Raw genomic sequence first — 24,512 nt, forward strand, 5'->3', positions numbered from 1 at the left:
CTCGGCCCCGGAGCCGGCTCGGCAGCGACGACGACGGCCGGGTACCCGGCATCTATCACGCCCGACATGCCGGACATACGCGGCAGTTGGGCTCTACGTGTCTTCCGGCTCGGCCGCCTCATGGAAGGCGGCGACCGCTTCACCGTTGGATCTCGCCCATTCCGTGAGCCTTCTGATGGGCTCCTCAAGGGTGCGCCCCAGCTCGGTCAGGCCGTATTCCACGCGCGGTGGCGCCTCGGCGTACACGCGCCGCTCGACGAGCCCGTTGTCCTGGAGGCGGCGCAGCGTCTGCGTCAGCACTTTGCGCGAGACGCCTCCGATGAGCTCGACCAGCTCGCCGTGGCGCACGGGGCCGTCGCTCAGGGCGAAGATCGTGACCACGGCCCATTTGCTGGCGATGATCTCGATGGCCATGCGGGCGGGGCAGTCGGCGAGGAAGACGGTTCCGGGACGGAGGCTCACAAGCCGAAGGGTACCTTCGGGTACCTATCGGCTGCCTAACGTCGAAGGCATGCAGCGCACCACTTCCGCAGGGCGCCGAGGTCGAGCTCGGCGTCTCCTCACTCACCGACCTGGTCCCGGGCGCCACCGGCTCGCACCGAGTCCGCGACATCGTGGCCGCCGGCTTCTGCGCGGACCGGGCAGGCCTCGACATGTGCGGTGTCGCTGAAGACCACCCACCCCGGTTCGCGTGCCCGACCCGGTCAATCCCCGCCAGGACTTCGCGCAGCGGACGTGCCGGGATCACGGCCGACCGCGACGCCCACGCCGCGCCCCTCGGCCTCTTCGGCGTCGGCACACCCGCCCGCAGGTCCGGACGGGCGCGTGCGCGCCACCTCGCCTGACAGCAGATCCATGCCCATCCTAAGGAAACAGCCATGCCCAACCCCACCGCCTACGTCCTCGTGCACGGTGCCTGGCACGACGGACAGTCCTGGAACCGCGTCACCCCGCTACTGACCGCGCACGGCCACCGCGTCCTCACTCCGTCCCTCACCGGCCACGGCGACAAGGCACACCTGCTCGGCCCCGAGGTCGGGCTCACCACCCACGTCGACGACATCGTCGGCCTCATCCTCGACCAGGACGTGCACGACATCGTCCTCGTCGGACACAGCTACGCGGGAATGGTCGTCTCCGGCGTGGCCAACCGGGTTCCCGAGCGCGTCGCCCACCTGGTGTACCTCGACGCGATGGTGCCGACGCACGGCGAGAACGCCATCGACGTCATGCCGTTCACACAAGCCCTGATCGACGGCGCCGCCGAGAGCGCCCAGCCCTGGCGCATACCGCCGCTTCCTGAACTCCCCGCGCCGTTCGGCCTCTTCGGCGTCACCGACCCCGATGACATCGCCTGGCTCAGGACCACGCTCGGGGACGAGTCGGTCCGCTGCTTCCAGCAGCCGGTCGAGATGGACAACCCCGCACAGGCGCTGATCCCCCGGTCCCACATTCTCTGCGTCGGCAACGAACCCGCGGGTGTCACCCGTCGGCCCATTCCGGAGACGCAGCCCAACGGCGAGCCGTCGCGCGTCCACGAGCTCACGTCGGGCCACGACTCCATGATCATCAAGCCCGCGGAGCTCAGCGCCCTGCTGCTCGAAACCGCCTGACCCGCACCCTCAGCACAGCACGGCACAGCACAGCACCAACCGGTCACCTGACGTGTAACGGCCCTACTCCGTCCAACAGTTGAGGTCTCACCATGTTCATCACCTATGCCATCGTCGCCGCACTCATGTCGACGGTGCTGCTGGCCTCGGCCGGTGCCAAGTTCACCCGGCCCAAGCGGCTTGTCGACCAGATGTCCACCCTCGGCCTGCCCTCGACTGTGCTGCCGCTTCTGGGCGTCGCCCAGATCGCCGGTGCGGGCGGCCTCATCGCCGGCTTCTGGTGGGGGCCCCTCGGAATCGCCGCCGCCGTCGGCGTGACGCTCTACTTCGTCGGCGCGGTCGCCACACACCTGCGCGTCGGTGACTACAAGGGCGCGCCCCCGGCAGCCGTCCTCACGGCCGTCGCCGTCGCCCTCGTCGCCCTGCGCGTCGCCACCCTCTGACCGCCCCGCCCGTACCTGACAGCGGTGCGCGCATCCGGCCGTGGTTCAGCGCAGGTGCGCGGTATCGATGATCGTGGACTCGCTGTCGGAGCCGGTCACCAGGATGTAGCCGGGGTTGCCCTTGCGGTCCACGTAACAGGTGAGGCCTTGGGAGGTGATCACTGCCTGGCGGAGCGGATGCCTGGCCACCGCGTCCCGGCACTTGGACGCCGTAGGGAGCTGCTGGTCGGTCCACTGGGCCAACTTGCCGTTCGTGGCGACCAGGTAGCCACCCAAGACGTAGATCGCGTCCGTGTCCGTACCCTCAGATGCGTGTTCTTCTGGTTGACCGTGGAGTGGTCTCCCGCCGTGACGGTCGCCGAGAGGGCGTAGTCCCGTGAGCGGCGCGCGCCGTGCCGCGGCGGAAGGTAGGTGCTGTGCTGGACATTGCCGTCGCCGGCCTGGGCGCCCTTGATCCCGCTGCTCTTCGTCACGTTGGTGCTTCCTTCGGCCCGTTGTGTCAGTCGGACGCCTGACCGAATGTGTTGTGCTGGGTGTTGCCGTCCCCGAACTGCACGCCCCGCGCTCCGCGCAGATCGATCCGGCCGATCGCGGCACGTGACCCGGCGGCGTCGGCGAGCGCCAGCAACTGCTGTGCGTGCCGTACGACCGCCGCGTCGACGGCTCGGTACGCGATCAGGTCGTGGACGAGGCGCTCGGTCGGCGCTCCGGGCTGGTGATCCAGGACCCGGATGCGCTCCAGCACCTGGGGAGAGCCCCCGAGTCGTTCGGCAAGCGCCTCCTTCAGGGCTTGGTAGGTGTCCGTCACGGCTGCCGAGGCGGCACCGCCGACACCCGCTGCCGCGCCCGCGACCAATCCGGCCCTCGCCCGCGTCACCGCGCGTTGAGAGCAATCGCCAGTTACCGCCCGTTCGGTGACCGACTGTCGCCGGTGTTTGCCCGTACAGGGGACCCGCGGCGGCGCGCAGTCGGTCGTTCCCGGGCACGAGCAGGGGCGGGGACCGCGGTCAGGGGCAGTACGTGCGGACGACGTGCCGAGGCGCCGGAACCGCCGACGCCCCGGCCCGCTGAACGGAACACCGCGTGACACGGCCCCGGGAGGCTAAGACGCTGGGGGCCCTGACAGCACTGCGGTGGGAGTCGTCGTGGAGATGAGCCTGGAACCGGTGGAGGAAGTGGTCGGCATCGATGGCCGGTTCCAGTGGGAGTTCCCCCCGCCGGCGGGCGCCCGTCCCACTCCCTGTTCGCGCACCGCTTCCGCCGCTCCGTCGGTCTGGTACTTCGCCCTGCCGCTCACCTCGGCGCACCGTGGCGGACACTCCGGCGGCGGTGCGCGCATCGAGGGGGTGGACGGCCAGGAGCGGTATCAGAACGAGGGAACCGTCTACCCGCACTCCGGCCTGGTCGAGATGATCACCTACCAGCAGCGGTTCCTGCCCGAACTTCCCTGGACCTACCTCGACTTGAGCCATATCCCCTGGCACGAGGTGCGCGCCGCCATCGCGGCCGACCCCCCGGACGTGGCCGCCTTCACCGTCTACACCTCCACCGCACTGTGGGCGTTCATCGTGGCCGCGGAGGTGAAACGCGTGAACCCCGAAGCGGTGATCGTGTTCGGCAACGACCACGCCGGAATCCTCCATCGCGAGATCCTCACCGGCCACTACGGCAGCCGGCTCGTGGACTTCGTCAGCACCGGCAACAACGGCCCCTTCACCATGCTCGGCCTCCTGTACGCCCTGCGCGGCCAACTCGACCTGAAACGTGTCCCCTCGCTCGCTTATCGCGACAACTCCCAGGTGGTCAACCAGCCGGCCCCCACCTACCCGCTCGACCGGCGCCTGCTCCCCGACTACACCCTCGTCGAGGACCAGTTGGAGCGGTACTACGACAAGGCGTTCGACGTCTGGTACGCCCATCACTACGAGCTGAAGCGCATGGTGACCCTCCCGCTGGACGCCGGCTGCACCTGGGGAAAACGTCCGGGACGCCGGTGCAAACACTGCTCGATCCAGGGACTCACCCCGAAGTTCGCCCGGATGGACACGATCATCCCCGTACTCGAAGAGGTGGTCGGCGGTCTCGGCGCCAACGTCTACGCCGCCGGGGACTCCACACTCGGATTCTCCCAGGCCCAGTGGTCCGGCGAGATCAGTTACCTCGACGAACTCGCCCAGCGCTGCGCCGCCTCACCGGTCCTGCGTGACCACCGGTTCCTCCTCGCCTACGGTCTCGTCTACGAGTTCCTCCAGTCGGCCAAACTGTGCCAGGGCTTCGTCCGCACCTGGAACGTCGGCCTGGAGGCCTTCGACCCCAAACTCCTCAAGGGCGACTCCAAGGGCATCAACAAAGGCCCCGACCGGGTCTACGAAGCGCTCGAACTGGCCCGGGAACTGGACTACAAGATCTACGCCTCGGGCATCCTCGGACTGCCCGGTACCACGCGGAAGCAGCTCCGCCAAGAGGTCGACTCCTGGCTCTCCCTCGCGGAGACCTACCGGGACACCATCACCACCATCTCGGTCGCGGCACCCGGGGTGATCCCCGGCTCGCGGATGTACTGGGAGAGCTTCCACACCCATCCCGAAGTCCGCGCCGCTCACGGCGAGATCATCCCGGCCCGGCGCCTCACCGAGCTGTACGTCCGCGAGCAGACTGAGGTCGAACTCGCCGACGTGGAGGCCGCGATCGCCGAAGTCGGCCGGGGCGTGATCACCGTCGGCCGGGAGCGCGGACACATGAAGTTCGGCGGCTACATGCTCGGCGGAGTCGACGACGACGAGGCGGCAGAGCGACGGCTGCTCGACGAGATCTGCGCCCAACTCTGAGCCCGACGCCGCACCTGGCTACGGGCTCGACCGCGAGCCCGACTCCGCGTCCGAGTTCAACTCCAAGGCCGACTTCGAGGTCGACTCCGCACCCGACCCTGGGCTCAACTCTGCCCGCAACACACGGATTACAGGACACGCACACACGGGGGACATGATGAAGACGTACAGCACGAAAGCACACCGACCATGAACGTGAGCGACGTCATCAGCGTGGCCGCGATCTCCCTGGGCCTCGTGATCACCCCCGGCCCGAACATGATGTACATCGTCTCCCGGACCATCGCCCAGGGGCGTTACGCCGGGGTGGTGTCACTGGGCGGGGTCGCGGTCGGCGCCGTGGTCTTCGTGATGGTCACCAACTTCGGTCTGGCGGCGCTCCTGCGGACCGTCCCGGTGCTGTACACCTCCTTCAAGATCGCGGGGGTGGCCTATCTGGGCTGGCTGGCCTGGCAGGCGTTCCGGACCGACGGGGCGACCGTCTTCGCGCCGCGGGAGATGTCGGAGACCTCCACCCGCCGGCTCTTCCTCATGGGGCTGGTCACGAACCTCCTCAATCCCAAGATCGCCCTGCTGTACCTGTCGCTGATCCCGCAGTTCGTGAACCCTCGGGCGGGCCACGTGCTGCTTCAGGGCTTCGCCTTCGGCGGCATCCAGATCGTGGTGAGCGTGTCCACGAACCTGCTCTTCATCATGGTCGCGGGCACCCTGTCCGAGTTCCTCGCCACACGACCGACCTGGCTGCGGGCCCAGCGGTACGTCACGGGGGCCGCCCTGGGAGTCCTGGCCCTGCTCCTGGCGACGGGCCCGTCACACCCGAGCGCCTCGACCTGAAACCGGCACCGGGTCGACCGGCCGGCCGCAACCGCCGCGCTGAGGAGCCGTTACAGGTGGCGGCTGCGGAAAGGACGCGGAAGGCCTCGCCGTCGCCGCGGTGCGGCTCCAGGGCCCGCTCACCCTTCGTGGCCACCGGCTCCCCGCAGGAACTCGGGTCGGCACGGTGAGCTTGCGCTATTCGGCGCGCTGCGCGGGGGCGTGGGCCCGCTTCGCCCCCGATCCGGTGATCGACACGGACCTCAAGGACAGCACCGCCGGCACCACCAGCGTGGGGGACCGACGGCCTGCCGACGCGACCCAGGAGACCTGGAAGATGGGGCACATCGACGAGTCGTACTCCGCGCTGCTGCTGACCGGCCTCGGCTGCGTCATCGCCGTCGCGCGCGTCGACGTGACCAACGAGAACGTGTCCGCCGAAGGACAGACGCCCTGCCTGCCCGTCCTCTCGACCAGCCGTCGCCCCTCGTGGCACCCTCCCGCCGCCTCGGCGACCCACCGGTTCCGAAGCGGCGGGAGGGTGCCCGCGCCCACGCCGCCCGGCGGGCGATGTCCTTCACGTGGGCGTCGTCGGCGGGCGTCAGCGCTGGGTTTCGATCCTCAGGTCGCCGGCGGTCACGGCGCGGATGTGGTCACTGGCGAGCAGGTCGTGCGGGTAGCCGAGCTCGATGGCGCTGGCTTCGTCGAGGCGGGCCAGTTGTGCGGCGGTGAAGTCGACCTCCAGGGCGCCCAGGTTGTCCTCCAGCTGCTCCAGCGTGCGGGCGCCGATGATCGGTGCCGTGACGTCCGGGTTCCGCAGGGTCCAGGCCAGCCCGACCTGGGCGGGGGTGCGGCCCAGCTCCGTGGCGACCTCTTTGACGGTGTCCGCGATATCCAGGTTTCGCTCGGTCACCGTACCCAAGGCGACGTTGAAGCTTCTGCGGGTGCCGTCGCCGGGTGCGGTGGTCGTCGCGGTCAGGTCGTCGCGGCCGTACTTGCCGGTGAGCACCCCGCCGGCCAGCGGTGAATAGGGGACCACACCCAGTCCCATCTCACGTGCCATGGGGATCAGGTCACGCTCCCCGCCACGCTGGACGAGGTTGTACTCGATCTCCAACGCGACCAGCGGCGACCAGCCGCGCAGGTCGGCGATCGCCTGCATGCGCGACACCTGCCAGGCCGGGGCGTTGGACATCGCCACGTAGAGGACCTTGCCCTGCCGGACCAGGTCGTCCAGGCCGCGCAGGATCTCCTCGACCGGAGTCGTGAAGTCCCACACGTGCAGGTAGAGCAGGTCGATGTAGTCCGTGTTCAGCTGCCGCAGACTGGCTTCGACCGAGGTGAACAGGCTCTTGCGGTGCGCGCCACCGGAGTTCGGGTCGCCGGGCCGCCGCAGGGTCGTGTACTTGGTGGCCAACACCAGGCTGTCGCGGTTGGTGCGGGTGAATTCCCCCAGCAGGCGTTCGGAGCTGCCATTGGAGTAGGTGTTGGCGGTGTCGACGAAGTTGCCGCCGCGCTCGACATAGAGGTCGAACAGCTTGCGCGCCTCGCTCTGTTCCGCGCCCCAGCCCGACTCGGTGCCGAAGGTCGCGGCCCCCAACGACAGCGGCGAGACCCGCAGTCCGGAACGGCCGAGTAGCCGGTAGGTGTCAAGGCTGAGCGCCATCATGTCCTCCTGTGCTGGTGATCCAAGGTCGAGTACGAGCTTGGGCCCGCTGCGAGTCGGACGTAAGGGAAGGGACTTCCTGGGAACAGCACTCCTACCCTGGCTGTTGCAGGGGACATGATCTCCCGCCCCGTGGACCCGACACAGGAGCTGGCCGCGTTCCTGCGCACCCGGCGCGAACGCCTGGACCCGCACGACCTCGGTCTGCCTTCGCGCAGGCAGTCCCGGCGGACCCCGGGGCTGCGCCGCGAGGAGGTCGCCGAGCTGGCCGGGGTCAGCATCGACTACATCGTGCGGCTGGAACAGGCCCGCGGGCTGCGGCCCTCGGCGGACGTGGTGGAAGCACTGGCGGGCGCTCTGCGCCTGGCCCCGGACGAACGTGCCTACCTCTTCGACCTGACCCGGCACCGCCCGCGCGACGCCGGCAAACCCACTACCGCCGCGGCCCCGTCGCTGGCCCGGCTGGTCGCCGACCTGTCGCCACTGCCGGCGATGCTGATGAATCACCGCTTCGACATCCTGGCCTGGAACCGCGGCATGACGCGGTTGCTGCTGGACTTCGGCACCCTGCCGGCAGCGCAGCGGAACTCGCTGTGGCTCTGTCTGATGCATCCGGGGATCCGCGAGTTCTACATCGACCGCGAACGTGTGGTCCGGGAGGGGATCGCCCATCTGCGCTCCGCCTGGGCCGCGCATCCGGAGGACCGGACGTTGGGTGACCTCATCACCGAATTCACCGCAGGTGACCTGGAGTTCGCGCGCTTGTGGGCCGAGCAGGACGTCAAGATCCCTGGGCGCGGGAGCAAGGCGATGCGGCATCCCGTCGTCGGTGACATCGCGGTGCACTTCGAGGTGCTCATGCCGCTTCAGGACACGGACCAGCGGTTGATGATCTGCCGCGCCGCGGACGAGGAGAGCCAGGCGGCGTTCGACCGGCTGTGCGCTCGGTGAGGGTGGAGCGCCGGCTCCTTCGAGCAGGGTAGGCCGCCGACGGTTCCGCCTTCGGGCGGCCACGACCGGACCCCGGCGTCCGATGGCTGGAGCCGTTCGATGGCAGGGGTCGTTCGATGGCGGGGATCGTTCGATGGCCGGGTCGATCCCGGACTCGTTCGGCCTGCCGAGGATGCGGGTGCGGTGGGGACGTGGTCAGCTCCAGTCAGTAGCCGCGTGACGGCTTGCCGCACGACGGACACGCACCTCGTGTCGCCGGTCGTACGACTGCGGGCCCGTCCGACGCAACTCCCCTTCTGGAGCTGCCCGTGGGCACTCATCCCATCGACGTGTCAGGAGTTCGACCATGAAGCTTCGTCGTACGGCCGCGATGTCCCTGGCCGCCGCGGTCCTGGTGGTCGGAGGTGGGCTGCTGACCGCACCGCCGGCCGCTGCCACCGCTCCCGTTCCCCCTGACGCCGCCGCCTGCGTGGGTCTGCTCAAGGACGCGGCCACGGCGGCCGCCGCCTTCGCCGCCGCCAACGTCGCGTACTCGGCGAGCATGGCCGCCGCCCTGGTCATCGCCGCCAACCCGGCCGCTGCGCAGGCCGCGGCAGCGGAAGCCCTCGCGGCCCAGAAGACGGCCAACGACGCGGCTGTCGCCGCCCTCAACACCGCGGCGGCCGCGGCGGGTTGTGCGCTGCCTGCCGCGCCTGTCCCGGCGGCCTGACGCTCGCCGGCAGTCGCCCGAGGAGTGCGACGGCGCCTACGACCGCCGCCAGGAACCCCGTAGCCACTCATGTCCTGGGTTCGGACCGTGGTGAAGACGGCCGCGTAGTAAGGGGGTTCGTGGGCTTCGACGGGCGCGACAGGTGCTGGGGAGTGACTGCTCATGGCGCCACTGCAAGGCGAGTCACGCGCACCGATCCCGCACCTCAACCGGGTCACCCGCGTTGTGAGTTCGGCGCGCGACTCCGCCAAGTGGCCGGTCCTGTCCGGGATGTGGTGCCGGGCGGCCGGGCGGTGCCGCGGCCGACGGTCGTGGCCGGCCACGATCCGGTCGCCCCGGTGTCGTGGAGTGCCCCTCAGCCGATCCGCCAGGGGCGGAGCTTCTCGGGGTTCCTCACCGCCCAGATACGCCGGATCCGATCGCCCGCGGTCTCGAACGCGAACACGGTCGAGAGGTTGCCGTCCTGCCGCGCGACCAAGCCGGGCAGGCCGTTGACCGCGCACTCCAGGAACGTGGTGCGGTCGCCCGACACCCGCGCGATCTCGGCGTAGGCGCGGGCGATCCGCTCACTGCCCACGATCGGGTGCGGGTGGGTGACGGCCAGCCCGCCGCCGTCGGCGGTCGCGACGGCGTCCGGGTCGAGCAGGCTGATCAGGGCGTCGATGTCCTTGGCCTCCCACGCCGTCCTGAACCGCCTGACGATCCCGGCCTGCCCGGCGCTCCGGCCCGCCGGGCTCCGCGCGGTGCGGACGCGCCGGCGGGCGGACGAGGCCAGTTGGCGGCAGGCCGCCGGGGTGCGGCCGACGATCTCGGCGACCTCGCCGAAGGGGTAGCGGAAGACGTCGTGCAGGACGAACGCGACGCGCTCGGCCGGGGTCATCGCGTCGAGGACGACCAGGAAGGCCATCGTCACCGACTCGTCGAGGGTGACCCGGTCGGCCGGGTCCGTCCCGCCGGCGCCGGCGTGCCCGGTGCTCCACTCCGTGGGTTCGGGCAGCGGTTCCGGGAGCCAGTCGCCCACGTACGTCTCCCGCCTGGCGCGCGCCGAGTTGAGCAGGTTCAGGCAGATGCGGCCGGCGACCGTCATCAGCCAGGCGCCGGGCGACTCGATGGCCTCCTGCTCCCGCGCGGACATGGCGTACCAGCGGGCGTAGGTCTCCTGTACGACGTCCTCGGCGTCGGCGAGGGAGCCGAGGAGGCGGTAGCCGAGGTTGAGCAGCCGGCGCCGCTCGCTCAGGAGCGCGCCGAGGTTCGGATCGCGCTGCTCGTCGCCGGGCTCGACTCTGGTCGTCATGGTCCGGCCGTCTCCCTCGATCGCCTCTGTCCCCCACCCGTTACGACAGGACAGCGCACCGGAATGTGAGGCCGCCGCGCCACCTCACATTCCGGGGCGCCGACTGGTCGTAACGGTGTCGCACCGGTGAGGGCGGCGACCAGAGGAAGAGGGGACGGTCATGAACGATTTCCAGGCCATCGCGGACCGCGTCGAGATCGAGGCACTGCGCGGCGAGTTCACCGACGCGGCGATGATGCGCGACCGGCCGCGCCTGGCGTCGCTGTTCACAGCGGACGGTGCCCTGCGCATGCCCAACATCCCCGCCGAGCTGATCGGCCGCGAGGAGATCCTCGCCGGGGGCGAGCGGTTGCAGAGCCAGTGGGAGTTCTTCGTGCAGAACACACACCCCGGCACGATCCTCCTCGACGGCGACACCGCGACCGGCCGCGCCCACATCCAGGAACTGGCGCGCGCCCTCGACGGCCGCCAGGGTCTGAACTACGCGGTGTATCACGACCGTTACCAGCGCACCGGGGAAGGCTGGAGGTTCGCCGAGCGGGTGTACGAGGTCAGGTACCTCGACACCTCCCCGCTGGCGGGCACGGCACCCCCCGCGGCGCAGGGTTCCGTGACCGGCCCGGCGGACGCCACGGCCGCCCCGGCTCCGGCCGGGTCCTTCGCCGGCCCGGCATCGGCCGAACGGCTGGAACGGACAGCCGCCGCGCTGCGTGCCAACGGCTTCGCCGCCGAGATCCTCGACGACGCCGCCGCGGCGCGCGCCCGCGTCGAGGACCTGGTCCCCGAGGGCGCCCGCGTCCTCACCGGAGCCAGTGAGACGCTCCGGCTGTCCGGCATCGACGAGGACCTCAACTCCGGCGGCCGGTACGACGCCATCCGGCCGCGCGTCCTGGCCATCGACCGGGCCACCGGCGCCGACGAGATCCGTAAGCTGGTCGCCGCCCCGGAGTTCGTCGTCAACAGCGTCGCCGCGGTCACCGAGACCGGCGCGCTCGTTCTCGCCTCGGGCAGCGGCAGCCAGCTCCCGGCCAACGCGGGCGGCGCCGCCCACGCGGTCTGGATCGTCGGCGCGCAGAAGGTGGTGCCCGACCTCAACACAGCCCTGCGCCGCGTCGAGGAGCACGCCCTCCCGCTGGAGAACGCCCGCGCCCAGGCGGTGTACGGGATGCCCAGCGCCGTCAACCGCCTGCTCGTCCTCAACGCGGAACCCCGCCCGGGGCGCGGCACCGTGCTGCTTCTCCGAGAGGCCATCGGATACTGACCGGCCCGGGACCCGAGCGGCACGGTTCGTCGCACCGAGCGTTCGCCGACCGACGAGCCGGCGCGACGGGCTCCGCCGGTGCGAGGCGGCGGCAGTCGCTGCGAGCGGATCAGCAGCGGTCGAGGCGGATCAGGAGGTGCTGAGGTAGCAGCGGACGGCCGTGCCGTCGGGGGCGGTGTGGATGCGTACGAGGTCGGCGAGGGTGTGCACCAACAGCAGGCCCCGGCCGCCGAGTTGGTCGCGGGCGGGCGGGCGACGGCCGGCCAGCGGATCGTTCAGGTGCCCGTGGTCGCGCACCTCGAACACCACCTGGCCGTCGTCGGTCCACACCCGCAGGGTGCCTGAACCTCCGCCGTGCCGCACGCTGTTGGTGGTCAGCTCGGCCACGATCAGCGCCACGTCCTCCAGGCGGATACCGGAGAGGCCGAACCGCGCGGCCTGTTCGACCGCGAAGTGCCGGGCGCCCGGCAGGTGGCCGGCGTGGAAGACGAGTTCCTCGGCCGCCGCCGGCTGGTCGAGGGGCTGGTTGTAGCGCGCGACCACCTGGTCCGGTGCGTAGGCGGTGCTGGTCTCCTCCTCGCCGCCGGAGATGACGAGGGGATGGGTCGCGTACGCGTCGGTGAGTGTCTGTTCGTCGAGGCGGTCGGCGTCGTAGGGGCAGAGGATGGTGACGTCCCGGCCTTGGAACGCCGGGTTGATCAGTGCCTCGTGCTGGACGCAGGCGGGGTACTCCACGCTGCTGCGGCCGGCCCAGATCGGCTCGCCGATGATCCGCACCCGTGTCTCGCGGTGGGCGTCAGCGAAGGCGCGCAGCACCTTGGGGATGATCCGTCCGGGGTTGCGCCCCGCCTGGGTCATGTCGAGGAACCGCACGTGTGCGGCGTCCTCGCCCAGGGCCGTCCTGAGGACGGACAGGTTCGGTCCGGGCACGGCCACCGCCACCGGTTCCCCGGCTTTCAGGCCGTCGCGGACGAAGCCCACCGTGCCGTGCAGGTACTCCTCCTCGCCCCGGTAGAACAGGGCGGGGTGGACGAACGGTTCGGTCGTGACGGCCGTCATCGCGCCATCACCTCGACAGTGGGCAGGTCCGGCCAGAACATCTCCAGCACGCGCCGCAGGGTGGCGGGTGGCCCTTCGAGCACGATGCGTCGCCCCTGTGGCAGGCCCTGGGCGGTCACCGCCAGCGCCGAGGCGCCGGCGACGTCGATGAAGGTGACCGCGGAAAGTTCCAAGTGGCACGCCTCTTCGTCGCTCAGGGCAAGGTGGTGCAGGGTCTGTTCCCAGGCCTGCCGGGTGAGCAGATTGATCTCACCGGCCGCTTGCCAGCCCGGCCGGTCCGTGAGCGGACGCACGCACAGAGCGCCCGCGGAGGAGGCCGGCGAGGCCGACGGCACACCCGTCTCCGCTGAACTGTCCACGCCGTCACCCCCGGGGTCACCCGCTGTCCGATGTCCCAGTATCGCTCACCGGTGAAGTGACCGCGGCGGCAGCCTGGCACCGGCGCCGTCCACCGCCCGCTCGGGCGTCAGCGACGAACCGTCGCGGGCCGCGTCCGGACCCCACGGTGACGGGGGACGCGGCCGGTCTCCTCACCCCCTCCCGTGGAGGCCTGGTGCCGGCAGGCGGGGCGAGGGGCGCTCTCGTACGGTTGCCCGCCGGGTCCATGTCAGCGGGACGCGGTGCTCACGGTCCGGCGCGGTCGTCACGGCCGTCTGTGCGGCGCGGGACAGGCGACGGCGGTCGGGGTGGCTGCCGGACGGTATGGCGCCCGGATGTCGATGCCGGCCACCAGTCCCCGGGCCGACACCAGGCGCCCAGCTCGCCGGCGAAGACATCGTGGCGCAGCCGCTGGGCGGCCCGTACGTCGTCCTCGTCGCGGGCCAGGGTGACGGTGCAGCGGGTGGGCGCGTCGGGTCTCGGGGGGCGGTCGAGGGTGGATACACCGTTCATGGCTCTCCCTGGTCACGGGCCGGGGCGGCGGAGGAACGAGCTGGCCGGTGCGTCGATTCCGGCCAGGACAGTTCTTCCGACGCCGGACGTCCTGCGCGTGACCTGTGCCCGGAGCCGGGATGTGAGCTTGCCGAACGGCGCCCCCGTACGTCGCTTGCGCGAGGGGGGCGGGGGTACGTGGGCACGGTGCTTGGCGGGACCGGGGATGAGCACCACTCCCGGTCCCGCCCGTCCGCACCTTGTCGGCGAACGTCTGTGTCCCGCGCGGGGGTTCAGCGCTTGGCGGCCCTGCGGGTCGCCCTCAGCCACTCCTTGTTCATGGCGGTGATCGACATGAGGGGGATGCCCTTGGGGCAGGCGGTGGCGCACTCGCCGGCGAGGGTGCAGCCGCCGAAGCCCTCGTCGTCCATCTGCGCGACCATGTCGAGGACGCGGGTCTCCCGCTCGGGCGCTCCCTGCGGCAGCACGTTGAGGTGGTTGATCTTCGCGGAGGTGAACAGCATCGCCGCGCCGTTGGGGCAGGCGGCTACGCACGCCCCGCAGCCGATGCACTCGGCGTGCTCGAAGGCGAAGTCGGCGTCCGGCTTCGGGACCGCCGTGGCATGGGCCTCGGGGGCGGCGCCGGTCGGCGCGGTGATGTAGCCGCCGGCTTGGATGATGCGGTCGAAGGCCGACCGGTCCACGACGAGGTCCTTCACGACCGGGAAGGCGGCGGCGCGCCACGGCTCGACGTCGATGGTGTCGCCGTCCCGGAAGGACCGCATGTGCAGCTGGCAGGCGGTGGTGCGCTCGGGCCCGTGCGCGTCGCCGTTGATGACGAGCGAGCAGGCGCCGCAGATGCCCTCGCGGCAGTCGTGGTCGAAGGCGACCGGGTCCTCTCCCGTGAGGATGAGTTCCTCGTTGAGGGTGTCGAGCATCTCCAGGAACGACATGTCGGAGGAGATGCCGTCCACCAGGTACGTGGACATGGCGCCCTCGGCGGCGGCGTCGTGCTGCCGCCAGACGCGCAGGGTGAGCTTCATGCGTAGCTCCGCTGGGTGGGGTGGACGTACTCGAAGACCAGGTCTTCCTTGTGCAGTACGGGGGGTGAGCCGGTGCCGGTGAACTCCCAGGCGGCGGCGTAGGAGAACTCCTCGTCCCGGTGGGCGGCCTCCCCGTCGGGGGTCTGGGACTCCTCACGGAAGTGGCCGCCGCAGGACTCCGCGCGGTGCAGCGCGTCGAGGCACATGAGTTCGGCGAGCTCCAGGTAGTCGACGACGCGGTTCGCCTTCTCCAGCGACTGGTTGAACTCCGCGCCGGTGCCGGGCACCTTGACGCACCGCCAGAACTCCTCGCGGATCTGCGGAATGCGTTCGAGGGCCTTGCGCAGTCCGCTGTCGGTGCGCGCCATGCCGCAGAACTCCCAGAGGAGTTCGCCCAGTTCGCGGTGGAAGGAGTCGGGGGTGCGGTCGTCGTCCACCGCGAGGAGGAGGTTCAGCCGGTCCTCGGTGTCGGCCAACGCCTCCTGTACGACCGGGTGTTCGGCGTCGACGGGTCGCTGCCCGGGGTTGCGGGCCAGGTAGTCGTTGATGGTCGCCGGCAGCACGAAGTAGCCGTCGGCGAGGCCCTGCATCAGGGCGGAGGCGCCGAGGCGGTTGGCGCCGTGGTCGGAGAAGTTGGCCTCGCCGACGGCGAACAGGCCGGGGACCGTGGTCTGGAGGTCGTAGTCGACCCAGAGGCCGCCCATCGTGTAGTGCACGGCGGGGTAGATCCGCATCGGGACCGTGTACGGGTCCTCGGCGGTGATCCGGGCGTACATGTCGAAGAGGTTGCCGTACTTCTCCTCGACGGCCTTCCTGCCCATCCGCGCGACCGCGTCGGCGAAGTCGAGGTAGACGCCCTGGCCGCCGGGGCCCACTCCCCTGCCCTCGTCGCACACGTTCTTCGCGGCGCGGGAGGCGATGTCGCGGGGCACGAGGTTGCCGAAGGAGGGGTAGATCCGCTCCAGGTAGTAGTCGCGTTCGTCCTCGGGGATCAGGTTCGCCGGCCGGTCGTCGCCCTTGGCCTTCGGCACCCAGATCCGGCCGTCGTTGCGCAGCGACTCGCTCATCAGGGTCAGCTTGGACTGGTGGTCGCCGGTGCGCGGGATGCACGTCGGATGGATCTGGGTGAAGCAGGGGTTGGCGAAAAGGGCACCGCGCCGGTGTGCCCGCCACACGGCGGTGGCGTTGGAGTTCATGGCGTTCGTCGACAGATGGAAGACGTTGCCGTAGCCGCCGCTGGCGAGGACGACGGCGTCCGCGAAGTAGGTGTCGATCCGGCCCGTGACCAGGTCCCGGGCGACGATCCCGCGCGCCCGCCCGTCGACGACGATCAGGTCGAGCATCTCGGTGCGCGGGTGCATCTCGATGTTCCCGGCGGCGATCTGGCGGGACAGCGCCTGGTAGGCGCCGAGCAGGAGTTGCTGGCCGGTCTGGCCGCGGGCGTAGAAGGTGCGGGAGACCTGGACGCCGCCGAAGGAGCGGGTGTCGAGCAGTCCGCCGTACTCGCGGGCGAAGGGCACGCCCTGGGCCACGCACTGGTCGATGATCTCGACGGAGATCTGCGCCAGGCGGTGGACGTTGGACTCGCGGGCCCTGAAGTCGCCGCCCTTGACGGTGTCGTAGAAGAGGCGGTGGACGGAGTCGCCGTCGTTGCGGTAGTTCTTCGCCGCGTTGACGCCGCCCTGCGCGGCGATCGAGTGGGCCCGGCGCGGGGAGTCCTGGTAGCAGAACTGGACGACGTGGTAGCCCTGTTCGGCGAGGGTCGCGCCGGCCGAGCCGCCCGCGAGGCCGGTGCCGACGACGATCACGGTGTGCTTGCGCCGGTTGGCGGGGTTGACGAGCTTCGCCTCGAAACGGCGGGTGTCCCAGCGCTCGTTGACGGGTCCCGGGGGTGCCTTGGTGTCGGCGACGGGTTCCCCGCTCGTGAAGTCGGCGTATTCGGTGGTCATCTCAGTTCACCACTCCGGTCATGACACCCACGGGTACGGCGACGAAGCCGGCCGTGAGCAGCAGCGCGAGGACGTCGGCCATGGTCTTCAGGGCGCGGTCGCGGCTGCGGCTGCCGACGCCGAGGCTCTGTGCGGCGCTCCGGAAGCCGTGCCGGATGTGCAGGCCGAGGGCGAGCATCGCGACGATGTAGACGACGTCGCCGTACCAGGTGGAGAAGGTGTCCACGACGTTCTGGTACGGGTGGCCGGGCTGGAAGCCGCCGGGGTGCGCGGTGCCGGTGGTCAGGTCGAGGAGGTGCCAGACGATGAAGAGGGCGAGGATGATCCCGCCCCAGCGCATGGTGCGGGTGGCGTAGCTCGCCCCGGCCTTCTTGTGCACGTACTTGGCGGGCCGGGCCCTGCGGTCACGGCGGCTGAGCTGGTAGGCGGAGGTGGCGTGCGCGACGACGGCGGCCACCAGGACGATCCGGATGAGCCACAGCGTCCACTCGTAGTGCATGAACGGTTCGCCGACGGTGCGCAGCCAGTGCGCGTAGTGGTTGAACTCGCCCGCCCCGAAGAAGATCTTCAGGTTGCCGATCATGTGCGCGACCAGGTAGAGCAGCATGATCAGGCCGCTGACGGCCATCACCGCCTTCTTGCCGACGGAGCTGTCCCACACGGTGCGCGCCATCGACGGCCGTCGGTCCGTCCGCGTTGCCAGTGCCATGTCTCAGCACGCTACGGGCGCCCGGCCGATCGGTCCAAGACATGATCCAGGTCGATTCCATAGGCTGTGCCTATGCTGGAGCTATGCAGTTCCAGCAGCTCCAGTACTTCGTGGCGGTCGCCGAGGCCCGGCACTTCACCCGGGCCGCCGAGCTGGTCCATGTCGCCCAGCCCTCCCTCTCCCAGCAGATCAAGTCCCTGGAACGGGAGTTGGGGGCGGACCTGTTCCTGCGGGCCCGGGGCAACATCACGCTGACCGACGCGGGCGAGGCGCTGCTGCCGCTGGCCCGGCGCATCCTGGCCGACGCGGACACGGCCCGGCAGGAGGTGCAGGAACTGGCCCAGCTGCGCAGCGGCCGGGTGCGGCTCGGTGCGACGCCGAGCCTGTGCACGGGGTTGCTGCCGGACGTGCTGCGCGCCTTCCACGACCGCTATCCCGGCATCCGGCTGCTGATCGAGGAGAGCGGGTCCCACGATCTCGTACGTGAACTGGCGCGCGGCGCCCTCGACTTGGCGCTGGTGGTCCTGCCGCTGCCCACGCCGTCGCCGGCGCTGACCACGGTGGAGCTGCTGCGGGAGGACCTGGTGGTGGTGTCGTCCCCGGAGGCGCCGGCTCCCGGGGACGGCCGTACGACGGTCCGGGTGGCGGAGCTGGCGGGCGAACGGCTGGTGATGTTCCGGCACGGCTACGACCTGCGGGAACTGACCGTCGCCGCCTGCCGGGCCGAGGGCTTCGAACCGGTCTTCGCGGTCGAGGGCGGCGAGATGGACGCGGTGCTGGGGTTCGTCCGGGCGGGCCTGGGGGCGGCCGTCGTACCCCGGATGGTGGCCACCCGGTCCGGGCGCGGGCTGCGGGTGACCCCGCTGGCCCGGCCGGGCCTGCACCGGACGATCGCCCTGGCCCACCGCAGCGACGTGGCTCCGCCGCGGGCGGCCAGGGAGTTGCAGCGGATGCTGCTGGAGCGGTGAGGACCGGCCCGCCGGGGCGTCGTGCCGGTGCCGGGCCGGCCGTCGCCGTACCCGGGCCGGCTCCCCGGGAACCGCGGGGGCCGGCCGGCGGACCGCCGGCCCCGCGGTCTTACCCCGTCGCGTCCACCAGGGCCAGTTCGTGCAGCCGGTCCGGGGGGCCGGGGCGCGCGTAGTACCAGCCCTGGGCCGTGTCGCAGCCCAGGATGCGCAGCTGTTCCGCCTGGGCGCCGGTCTCCACGCCCTCCACGGTGACCGTGAGGTCGAGGCTGTGGGCGAGCGTGACGATGCCCTCGACGATCTTGAGGTCGACGGGGTCGGCCGGGAACTGCTGCATGCCCTGGGTGAAGGAACGGTCCAGCTTGAGGATGCTCACCGGCAGCCGGCGGAGGTTGGCGAGGTTGGAGTAGCCGGTGCCGAAGTCGTCCAGGGCGATGTCGACGCCCATCTCCGCCAGCCGGCGCAACGGCTTGAGCAGGTCGTCGTCGGCGCCGATCAGCGCCGACTCGGTGACCTCCAGGCAGAGCGCGTCCGGGCTCAGGCCGGCCCGCTCCAGGATGTCGACGGTGTCCTGGACCAGGCCGGGGTGGCTCAGCTGGCAGGGCGAGAGGTTGACGTTGACGCGCAGCGGTCCGGTCGCCGCGTTGCCGCCGAGTCGTTCCTGCCAGTCGCGGGCCTGCCGTACGGACTGCTCCAGGACCCAGCGGCCGAGCGGCACGATCAGGCCGGTGTGTTCGGCCAGCGGGATGAACCGGTCGGGGCCGAGCACCCCGTGCTGCGGGTGCAGCCAGCGCACCAGCGCCTCCGCGCCGCGCACACTGCCGTCGCCGAGGTGGACCAGGGGCTGGTACTCGATGAAGAACTCGCCCCGGTCCAGCGCGGCCGGCAGTGCGGTGGTCAGGCCGTGCCGGGTGATGGCGCGGGCGTCGGCCTCCGGGTCGGCGAGCTCGAAGCGGTTGCCGCCCGCCGACTTGGCCCGGTACATGGTGATGTCGGCGCTGCGCAGCACCTCCGCCGGGCCGCGCTCACCGGCGGGTCCCTCGACGATGCCGATGCTGCCGCGCACGGTCAGTTCGCGCCCGTCGATGCTGACGGGGGTGACCAGGGCGTTCATGATGCGGCCGGCCAGTTCGTCGACCTCGCGCTCGGTGTCGCGGCCGGTGGTCAGCGCCACGAACTCGTCGCCGCCGAGCCGGGCGACCATCTCACCGGGCGCCGTCGCGCAGGACTGGAGCCGGTCGGCGACCTCCACGAGCAGCCGGTCGCCGGCCGCGTGGCCGAGACTGTCGTTGATGGTCTTGAAGCCGTCGAGGTCGAGGTAGCACAGGCCGAAGCGCTGCCCGTCGCCCGCGCCCAGCGCCTTCTCCAGGCGCTCGATGAAGAGCGTGCGGTTGGGCAGTCCGGTGAGCGCGTCGTGGGTCGCCTCGTACCGCAGCCGGAGGTTGAGCAGCCGCCGCTCGGTGGTGTCCTCCATCAGCGCGAGCTGGTACTCGGGGTTGCCGTCGGGGTCGCGCAGCAGGGAGACCGTCAGGTTGGTCCACAGCACCGTGCCGTCGGGGCGGTAGAACGCCTTCTCCACGTGATAGTGCTCGCGAGCGCCGCCCACCAGCTCCTCGTAGAGTTTCCAGGTCTGCGGGGCGTCGTCCGGGTGGGTCCACTCCGTCACGTTGCGACCGCGCATGGCCTGGTCGGAGAGGCCGAACATGCGCAGCAGCGCGCCGTTGACCTGAAGGATGTTGCCGTCGAGGTCGGCGATGCCGATGCCTATGGCCGCGCCCTCGAAGACCGCGCGGAAGCGGGCCTCGGTCGCGTGCAGGGCCTGCGCCACCACGCCCTGGGCCTGGAGCGCGGCCACGGAGATCGCCTCCTGCTCGGCGAGGGTGCGCTCTCGCAGCGCCTGCGCGAACCCGGCGGCCATGGCGTGCTGGAGCCGCGCCGAGCGGATCCGCAGGTCCTCCTGGGAGCCGTCCCGGCCGCAGTAGAGGACCAGGTAGGCGTCGACGCACTCCAGGGTGCGGCTGAGCGTCTCGGGGTCGGTGCAGTGCGCGGCGACGAGGGCGGCGCCGACCGCCCGGCCCTCCTCCGCGTCGAACGTCCTGGCCCGCAGCGCCTGACTCAACCGGCGCGCGAGAGGCAGGAGTTGCTCTTCGAACTCCGGCCGGGTCAGCGAGGTCGAGGTGGCCGGGAACACCGCCCGGCTCCAGATCGTGGCGAACCTGCGCAGTCTGTCCTCCGGCCCGTCCGGCTCCGCGATCACGCCGTACGCCCTACGCCGGCGTACCCGGAGAAGGCGTACGGGTCCTCGTCCTCCGGTGCCGTCTCGGGCCGCCAGCGCGGCATCGGCACCACTCCGGGCTCCACCATGTCGTACCCCTCGAAGAACCGCGCGATCTCCTCGCGCGAACGCATGATCAGTGGGTTGCGGATGTCCTTGTACACGTCCACCGCGCCCTCGGCCCGCTCCGGTGCCAGCGGGATCCCCTCGTAGCAGGCGTGCGTGAGGACGAGCAGGCTGCCGGGCGCGAGCGCGTCGCGCAGCTCGGCCACCGCTCCGTACGGGTCGTCCGCGTCTTCCACGAAGTGCAGTATGGCAACGAGCAGGAGCGCCACTGGCCGCTTCAGGTCGATCAGCCGCCGGACCCGGTCGCTCCGCAGGATCTCCTGGGGCTTGCGGAGGTCGGCGGCGATGACGTCCGTGCCGTCGTTGCCGGCGAGCACCGCCTCGCTGTGCGCGACGGCGACCGGATCGTGGTCGACGTACATCACCCGGGCGTCGGGAGCGGCCGCGCGGGCCACTTCGTGGACGTTGCCGAACGTGGGGATGCCGGAGCCGATGTCCAGGAACTGGGTGATGCCCTCGGCGGCCGCGAAGCGCACGGCACGGCGCATGAACGCCCGGTTCGCCTGCATGATCTTGGGCAGCCCCGGCATGAACTCCATGGCCCTGCGGGCCGCTTCACGGTCGACCTCGAAGTTGTGCGAACCGCCCAGGTAGTAGTCGTAGATACGCGAAACGCTCGGCACCGAGATGTCGACGCTCCGTGGTGCCCAGGCGGGACGCTCCATGTATCTCTCCAAGGCGTAGGCGATCCGGTGTTCGAGCTGAGGCTACTGATCGCCTGCCAACGGAGCGAGCCCAAACGGAAATTGGCCGTCCGTTCCCGGTCACTGCCCGCGGCACGTGCCGCGTCGACATGGCGGAATCGCCGCGAATGCCGGTAATGATAAAGCCAGTTGACCACGGGGGCCGTTACGGCGAAGGGGCCCGCCCCCTCCGCGCGATGCGGAGGGGGCGGGCCTCGGGGCCGCGCGCGGGGAAGGGGCTCGCTACGCCGCGGGCGCGCCGACCGGCTTGCCCTCGGGCGAGACGGCGTACCAAGTGCCGCCCACGCCCTGGCCGTTGGTCTGTCCGGGAGCGGTGTCACCGGAGAAGGTGTAAATCGGCCAGCAGTTGACGGTCATCTGCTTGACGCCGTCGGGCCGGGTGAAGCCCATCAGGCCCTTCTTCTGCACGCCCTTGGTGTCGTTCGCCGAGACGATGCCGACGGCGGGCCACTTCTCCAGGCAGGCTCCGGCGCAGTTCGAGACCGACTTGGGCCACGCCTTGTCCTTGAGGAAGCGGTAGACCGTGTTGCCGTTCTTGTCCACCACGATGTCACCGAGCTTGGCGTCCTTGCGGACGGAGAGGCCGGGCAGGTCGGCGAGGGTGGCCTTCTTGCCGTCGGGGGCCAGCGCGAACCACTTGCCGCCCACACCCTGGCCGTTGACGTCCCCGGCGTTGACGTCCTTCACGTACCGGTAGGCGGGCCAGCCGCCGATGGTCAGCTGCTTGGTGCCGTCGGTGCGGGTCACCTCGCCCAGCAGCGACTTGTCGATACCGGCACCGGCCGAGGCGTCGCCGGCGGGGACCGGGGGCCAGGCGGTGGCGCAGTCGCCGTCGCAGTTCGACTTGGGCGGGCTGGCGGTGTCCGCGTCGAACCGATAGAGGGTGAGCCCCGCGCCGTCGCTCAACACCTTGCCCAGATCGGGGTTGGTGGCAACGGACAGCTTCCCGGCGGGCTCCGCGGCGGCGGCCTGCTGGCCGTCCGCACCGTAGCCGTTCCCCGTGCTGGCGCTGGGGCTCGCCGTGGCCCCGATGCTCCCGTATCCGCCGGCCGCCGCCGTGGCGCCGACGTTCTGGGCCGCCGATGACGGAGTGGGCGCGTTGTCCGCGCCGCATGCCGTGGTCAGCGCCATGACGGCCGCGGCCGTCGCCACGAGTGAGGCGCTCCGCCAGGAGGTCTTCATCTGTAACTCCCAATAATCACCTGGATGTTGCAGCGCCCTGCTGTGCCGCCGCACGGTCCTAGGTACGCGCGGGAAGTGGGGAAGTGTTCAACCGGCGCACAAATTTCTTTCCGGAACCTGTGCCGTGGGCCCCCGCCCGCCCCCGTGCACATCCGGCCAACCTCGACAGCGGCCACCTCAAACCGGGGTACGCCGCGTTTCGCCCGTTCGGGGCAATCACCGCCAGCTACGGCACACATCGCCCCTCCAGGCCTCATGATCTCGGTCGTGCATGGACCCGAACCGACCCGAACCGCCCTAGGGGCGAGAGTGCTGGCCCTGGTCGCCCTCACCTGGCTGCTCGCGGGCGCGCCGGCGGGAGTGGCGGCGGCCGACGTCTGCGCGTACGTCTCGACGGGCCCCGACGGCACGCAGGCGGTGGCGGTCGCCGGCGACACGTGGGCGGTGGCGGTCACCGGCGGCGACTCCTGGCCGACGCCTCCGGCCTGCCCGGAACCGACCCCGCCGCCGCCCTGCCCCACGCCGACACCCACACCGAGACCCACCCCGCCCCCTCCTCCTCCGCCGCCGCCCCGGCCCACTCCGCCGCCGAAGCCCACGCCCACCCCGGCCCCCAGGCCGAGGCCCACGCCGAAACCCGTCCCGCCCCCGCCGCCGCGACCGGCACCCGCCGCCCCGGTACTCCACCCGACGCCGGCTCCCCCGCCCGTACCGAAGCCGAAACCCTCACCGAGGCCCGCGCCGCCGCACCCTTCGGTGGCTCCGATCCGTTATCCGCAGTACCACGCCCGGCCCCCTCGACCGCGGCCCACGCACGGCAGCACGTCACCGGTCGTCTACGTCCTGCTCATCACGGTGCCCGCGGTGGTCGCCATCGCCGCGCTGCGTCCGCGTTGATCCCCGGAGGAACCCCTTGTCGGAATGGCTTGTTCTCGTCCTCGCGATGGCGGCGGCCTGCGCCGTGGTCGTCATCGTCACCTTCCTGCGAGCACGCACCGCGTCCGAGGACGAGGACCCCAGCGACACCCCGGACGTCATCGAGTACATGACCATGTGGATCGGCGTGGTGTACGCCATCGTGCTGGGCCTCGCGATCGCCGGTGTCTGGGAGGCCCGCAGCGCCGCCCAGGACCACGTCCAGGCGGAGGCCCAGGCGGCGCACGAGATCGCGCAGCGGGTCCGGGTCTACCCGCCGGACGCCCGCGACCGGATCCGGGCCGATGTCGACGCCTACGTCTCCCAGGTCGTCACGACCGAGTGGAAGTCGATGGCCGACCACCAGAAGCTCACCCAGCACGGAACCGACCTCCTCCAGCGGATCCGCGAGGACGTCACCGACTACCACCCCAAGTCGGACTTCGAGGCGCAGGCCTACCAGCCGCTCGTCGACCAGGTGACCGCGTTGGACCAGGCGCGCAGCGCCCGTTCGGACTCCACCGGGGCGACCATGCCGTCGGTGGTGTGGTTCGGGCTGCTCATCGGGGCGGTGATCACCATCGGCATGGTCTTCGCGCTGCAGATCCGGCGCACCACCCGGGAACTGATCCTCGCCGGGCTGTTCTCCGCCCTGATCGCCTTCCTGCTCTTCCTGATCTGGGACTTCGACGCGCCGTACAGCCGCGGCATCACCGCGTCGACACAGCCGTTCCTGAATCTCTTCCCGCACATCAAGGGCTGACCGTCCCGCACCGCGGGAGCCGGCCGGGGGACGACCGCCACACCGGGCGCGTCCCCCGGCCGCAGCCGTGTCGTCCCCTGTGCGGCCCACACGGTTGCCCCATTCGCGCGACTGCGATCGCGCCCGGTGGCACACCTTCCTAGCGTTTCGGTCATCGAGGTGCATTTCCGGCGCAAGCGGAAAAGGTCCGCTGCTGCTCCTCGTGGACCCGGAGGAACCACCATGCGCGCGATACGCGTCGCCTCGGCCGCACTGCTGGGCTTCACCGCCCTCGCCTACTGCGCGCCGGGGGCGGGGGGCCCCCGGCGCCGGCGCCCCCACCACCCACCCCCGGGCCGAACCCGGGCGGCCCCCCGCGCAACCCCGGCGGGGGC

Annotated in this window: 24 protein-coding genes and 2 pseudogenes; 10 read left to right on the forward strand and 16 right to left on the reverse strand. The window is 71.1% G+C overall.

From position 1 onward, the window contains the following. Window positions 1–93: 93 nt before the first annotated feature. A complete protein-coding gene (locus tag ABZT12_RS22225; protein ID WP_356387176.1) occupies window positions 94–414 on the reverse strand; it encodes a helix-turn-helix domain-containing protein in 321 nt (106 codons plus the stop codon). A gap of 464 nt (window positions 415–878) precedes the next feature. Here ABZT12_RS22225 and ABZT12_RS22230 point away from each other — a divergent pair, with 464 nt between their 5' ends. Together ABZT12_RS22230 and ABZT12_RS22235 are read left to right on the forward strand one after the other, a co-directional pair. Then, complete coding sequence (locus ABZT12_RS22230; RefSeq protein ID WP_356387179.1) at window positions 879–1,613, forward strand: alpha/beta hydrolase; 735 nt, start codon at window positions 879–881, stop codon at window positions 1,611–1,613. A 92-nt stretch (window positions 1,614–1,705) separates the two neighbouring features. Further along, a complete protein-coding gene (locus ABZT12_RS22235) occupies window positions 1,706–2,056 on the forward strand; it encodes a DoxX family protein (RefSeq protein WP_356387182.1) in 351 nt (116 codons plus the stop codon). Window positions 2,057–2,101: 45 nt separating this feature from the next. On the opposite strand, the gene ABZT12_RS22240 is transcribed toward ABZT12_RS22235, so the two are convergent. Both ABZT12_RS22240 and ABZT12_RS22245 read right to left on the reverse strand, forming a co-directional pair. Then, complete coding sequence (locus ABZT12_RS22240; RefSeq protein ID WP_356387185.1) at window positions 2,102–2,332, reverse strand: hypothetical protein; 231 nt, start codon at window positions 2,330–2,332, stop codon at window positions 2,102–2,104. 223 nt (window positions 2,333–2,555) lie between these two features. Then, window positions 2,556–2,864, reverse strand: coding sequence for a hypothetical protein (locus tag ABZT12_RS22245; protein ID WP_356387188.1), 309 nt, complete (start codon window positions 2,862–2,864; stop codon window positions 2,556–2,558). A 343-nt stretch (window positions 2,865–3,207) separates the two neighbouring features. Here ABZT12_RS22245 and ABZT12_RS22250 point away from each other — a divergent pair, with 343 nt between their 5' ends. Together ABZT12_RS22250 and ABZT12_RS22255 are read left to right on the forward strand one after the other, a co-directional pair. Beyond that, on the forward strand, window positions 3,208–4,884 hold the full coding sequence (locus ABZT12_RS22250) for a hypothetical protein (RefSeq protein WP_356387191.1): 1,677 nt from the start codon (window positions 3,208–3,210) through the stop codon (window positions 4,882–4,884). A 189-nt stretch (window positions 4,885–5,073) separates the two neighbouring features. Further along, a complete protein-coding gene (locus ABZT12_RS22255; protein WP_356387194.1) occupies window positions 5,074–5,718 on the forward strand; it encodes a LysE family translocator in 645 nt (214 codons plus the stop codon). Between the two features lie 177 nt (window positions 5,719–5,895). Here the strand turns inward: ABZT12_RS22255 and ABZT12_RS22260 are convergent, their stop codons facing one another. Together ABZT12_RS22260 and ABZT12_RS22265 are read right to left on the reverse strand one after the other, a co-directional pair. Beyond that, the gene (locus ABZT12_RS22260) at window positions 5,896–6,120 is read right to left on the reverse strand and encodes a hypothetical protein (RefSeq protein ID WP_356387196.1); all 225 of its coding nucleotides are present in this window, start codon (window positions 6,118–6,120) and stop codon (window positions 5,896–5,898) included. A gap of 178 nt (window positions 6,121–6,298) precedes the next feature. Next, the gene (locus ABZT12_RS22265) at window positions 6,299–7,363 is read right to left on the reverse strand and encodes an aldo/keto reductase (protein WP_356387199.1); all 1,065 of its coding nucleotides are present in this window, start codon (window positions 7,361–7,363) and stop codon (window positions 6,299–6,301) included. Between the two features lie 117 nt (window positions 7,364–7,480). Here ABZT12_RS22265 and ABZT12_RS22270 point away from each other — a divergent pair, with 117 nt between their 5' ends. Together ABZT12_RS22270 and ABZT12_RS22275 are read left to right on the forward strand one after the other, a co-directional pair. Then, the gene (locus tag ABZT12_RS22270; protein WP_356387202.1) at window positions 7,481–8,314 is read left to right on the forward strand and encodes a helix-turn-helix transcriptional regulator; all 834 of its coding nucleotides are present in this window, start codon (window positions 7,481–7,483) and stop codon (window positions 8,312–8,314) included. A 346-nt stretch (window positions 8,315–8,660) separates the two neighbouring features. Continuing rightward, window positions 8,661–9,023, forward strand: coding sequence for a hypothetical protein (locus tag ABZT12_RS22275; protein ID WP_356387370.1), 363 nt, complete (start codon window positions 8,661–8,663; stop codon window positions 9,021–9,023). 59 nt (window positions 9,024–9,082) lie between these two features. On the opposite strand, the pseudogene ABZT12_RS22280 reads toward ABZT12_RS22275, so the two are convergent. Next, window positions 9,083–9,187 (reverse strand): annotated as a pseudogene (locus tag ABZT12_RS22280) (antibiotic biosynthesis monooxygenase); the annotation flags it as partial. Between the two features lie 191 nt (window positions 9,188–9,378). Further along, a complete protein-coding gene (gene sigJ / locus ABZT12_RS22285; RefSeq protein WP_356387205.1) occupies window positions 9,379–10,317 on the reverse strand; it encodes an RNA polymerase sigma factor SigJ in 939 nt (312 codons plus the stop codon). 160 nt (window positions 10,318–10,477) lie between these two features. On the opposite strand from sigJ, the gene ABZT12_RS22290 reads away from it, so the two are divergent. Next, window positions 10,478–11,578: an LUD domain-containing protein gene (locus ABZT12_RS22290; protein ID WP_356387207.1), complete on the forward strand. Its 1,101-nt coding sequence runs from the start codon at window positions 10,478–10,480 to the stop codon at window positions 11,576–11,578. 129 nt (window positions 11,579–11,707) lie between these two features. Here the strand turns inward: ABZT12_RS22290 and ABZT12_RS22295 are convergent, their stop codons facing one another. The 6 genes and pseudogenes from ABZT12_RS22295 to ABZT12_RS22320 form a co-directional block, all read right to left on the reverse strand. After that, window positions 11,708–12,637: a sensor histidine kinase gene (locus ABZT12_RS22295; protein ID WP_356387210.1), complete on the reverse strand. Its 930-nt coding sequence runs from the start codon at window positions 12,635–12,637 to the stop codon at window positions 11,708–11,710. Then, window positions 12,634–12,930 carry an STAS domain-containing protein gene (locus ABZT12_RS22300; protein ID WP_356387213.1) on the reverse strand — a complete coding sequence of 99 codons (297 nt, stop codon included), beginning with the start codon at window positions 12,928–12,930 and terminating at the stop codon, window positions 12,634–12,636. The genes ABZT12_RS22295 and ABZT12_RS22300 overlap by 4 nt, the downstream gene beginning before the upstream one ends. A gap of 457 nt (window positions 12,931–13,387) precedes the next feature. Continuing rightward, a pseudogene (locus ABZT12_RS22305) lies at window positions 13,388–13,528 on the reverse strand (GNAT family N-acetyltransferase); the annotation flags it as partial. A 272-nt stretch (window positions 13,529–13,800) separates the two neighbouring features. Then, complete coding sequence (locus ABZT12_RS22310; protein ID WP_356387216.1) at window positions 13,801–14,550, reverse strand: succinate dehydrogenase/fumarate reductase iron-sulfur subunit; 750 nt, start codon at window positions 14,548–14,550, stop codon at window positions 13,801–13,803. Next, a complete protein-coding gene (locus ABZT12_RS22315; protein ID WP_356387219.1) occupies window positions 14,547–16,499 on the reverse strand; it encodes a fumarate reductase/succinate dehydrogenase flavoprotein subunit in 1,953 nt (650 codons plus the stop codon). The genes ABZT12_RS22310 and ABZT12_RS22315 overlap by 4 nt, the downstream gene beginning before the upstream one ends. A gap of 1 nt (window position 16,500) precedes the next feature. After that, window positions 16,501–17,172 (reverse strand): succinate dehydrogenase, encoded by a 672-nt coding sequence (locus ABZT12_RS22320; protein WP_356387362.1) that lies wholly within the window; start codon window positions 17,170–17,172, stop codon window positions 16,501–16,503. Window positions 17,173–17,291: 119 nt separating this feature from the next. Between ABZT12_RS22320 and ABZT12_RS22325 the strand changes: the two genes are divergently transcribed. After that, the gene (locus ABZT12_RS22325) at window positions 17,292–18,176 is read left to right on the forward strand and encodes a LysR substrate-binding domain-containing protein (protein ID WP_356387222.1); all 885 of its coding nucleotides are present in this window, start codon (window positions 17,292–17,294) and stop codon (window positions 18,174–18,176) included. Between the two features lie 109 nt (window positions 18,177–18,285). On the opposite strand, the gene ABZT12_RS22330 is transcribed toward ABZT12_RS22325, so the two are convergent. The 3 genes from ABZT12_RS22330 to ABZT12_RS22340 form a co-directional block, all read right to left on the reverse strand. Further along, on the reverse strand, window positions 18,286–20,430 hold the full coding sequence (locus ABZT12_RS22330; RefSeq protein WP_356387225.1) for an EAL domain-containing protein: 2,145 nt from the start codon (window positions 20,428–20,430) through the stop codon (window positions 18,286–18,288). Beyond that, window positions 20,427–21,239: an SAM-dependent methyltransferase gene (locus tag ABZT12_RS22335; RefSeq protein WP_356387228.1), complete on the reverse strand. Its 813-nt coding sequence runs from the start codon at window positions 21,237–21,239 to the stop codon at window positions 20,427–20,429. The genes ABZT12_RS22330 and ABZT12_RS22335 overlap by 4 nt, the downstream gene beginning before the upstream one ends. A 261-nt stretch (window positions 21,240–21,500) precedes the next feature. Then, window positions 21,501–22,460, reverse strand: coding sequence for an SCO0930 family lipoprotein (locus ABZT12_RS22340; protein ID WP_356387231.1), 960 nt, complete (start codon window positions 22,458–22,460; stop codon window positions 21,501–21,503). 756 nt (window positions 22,461–23,216) lie between these two features. Here ABZT12_RS22340 and ABZT12_RS22345 point away from each other — a divergent pair. After that, the gene (locus ABZT12_RS22345; RefSeq protein ID WP_356387234.1) at window positions 23,217–23,357 is read left to right on the forward strand and encodes a hypothetical protein; all 141 of its coding nucleotides are present in this window, start codon (window positions 23,217–23,219) and stop codon (window positions 23,355–23,357) included. Window positions 23,358–23,403: 46 nt separating this feature from the next. Then, window positions 23,404–24,138 (forward strand): DUF4239 domain-containing protein, encoded by a 735-nt coding sequence (locus ABZT12_RS22350; protein WP_356387364.1) that lies wholly within the window; start codon window positions 23,404–23,406, stop codon window positions 24,136–24,138. Window positions 24,139–24,512: the final 374 nt, after the last annotated feature.

The sequence above is a fragment of the Streptomyces sp. NPDC005423 genome (genome assembly GCF_040606415.1).
GTDB lineage: Bacteria > Actinomycetota > Actinomycetes > Streptomycetales > Streptomycetaceae > Streptomyces.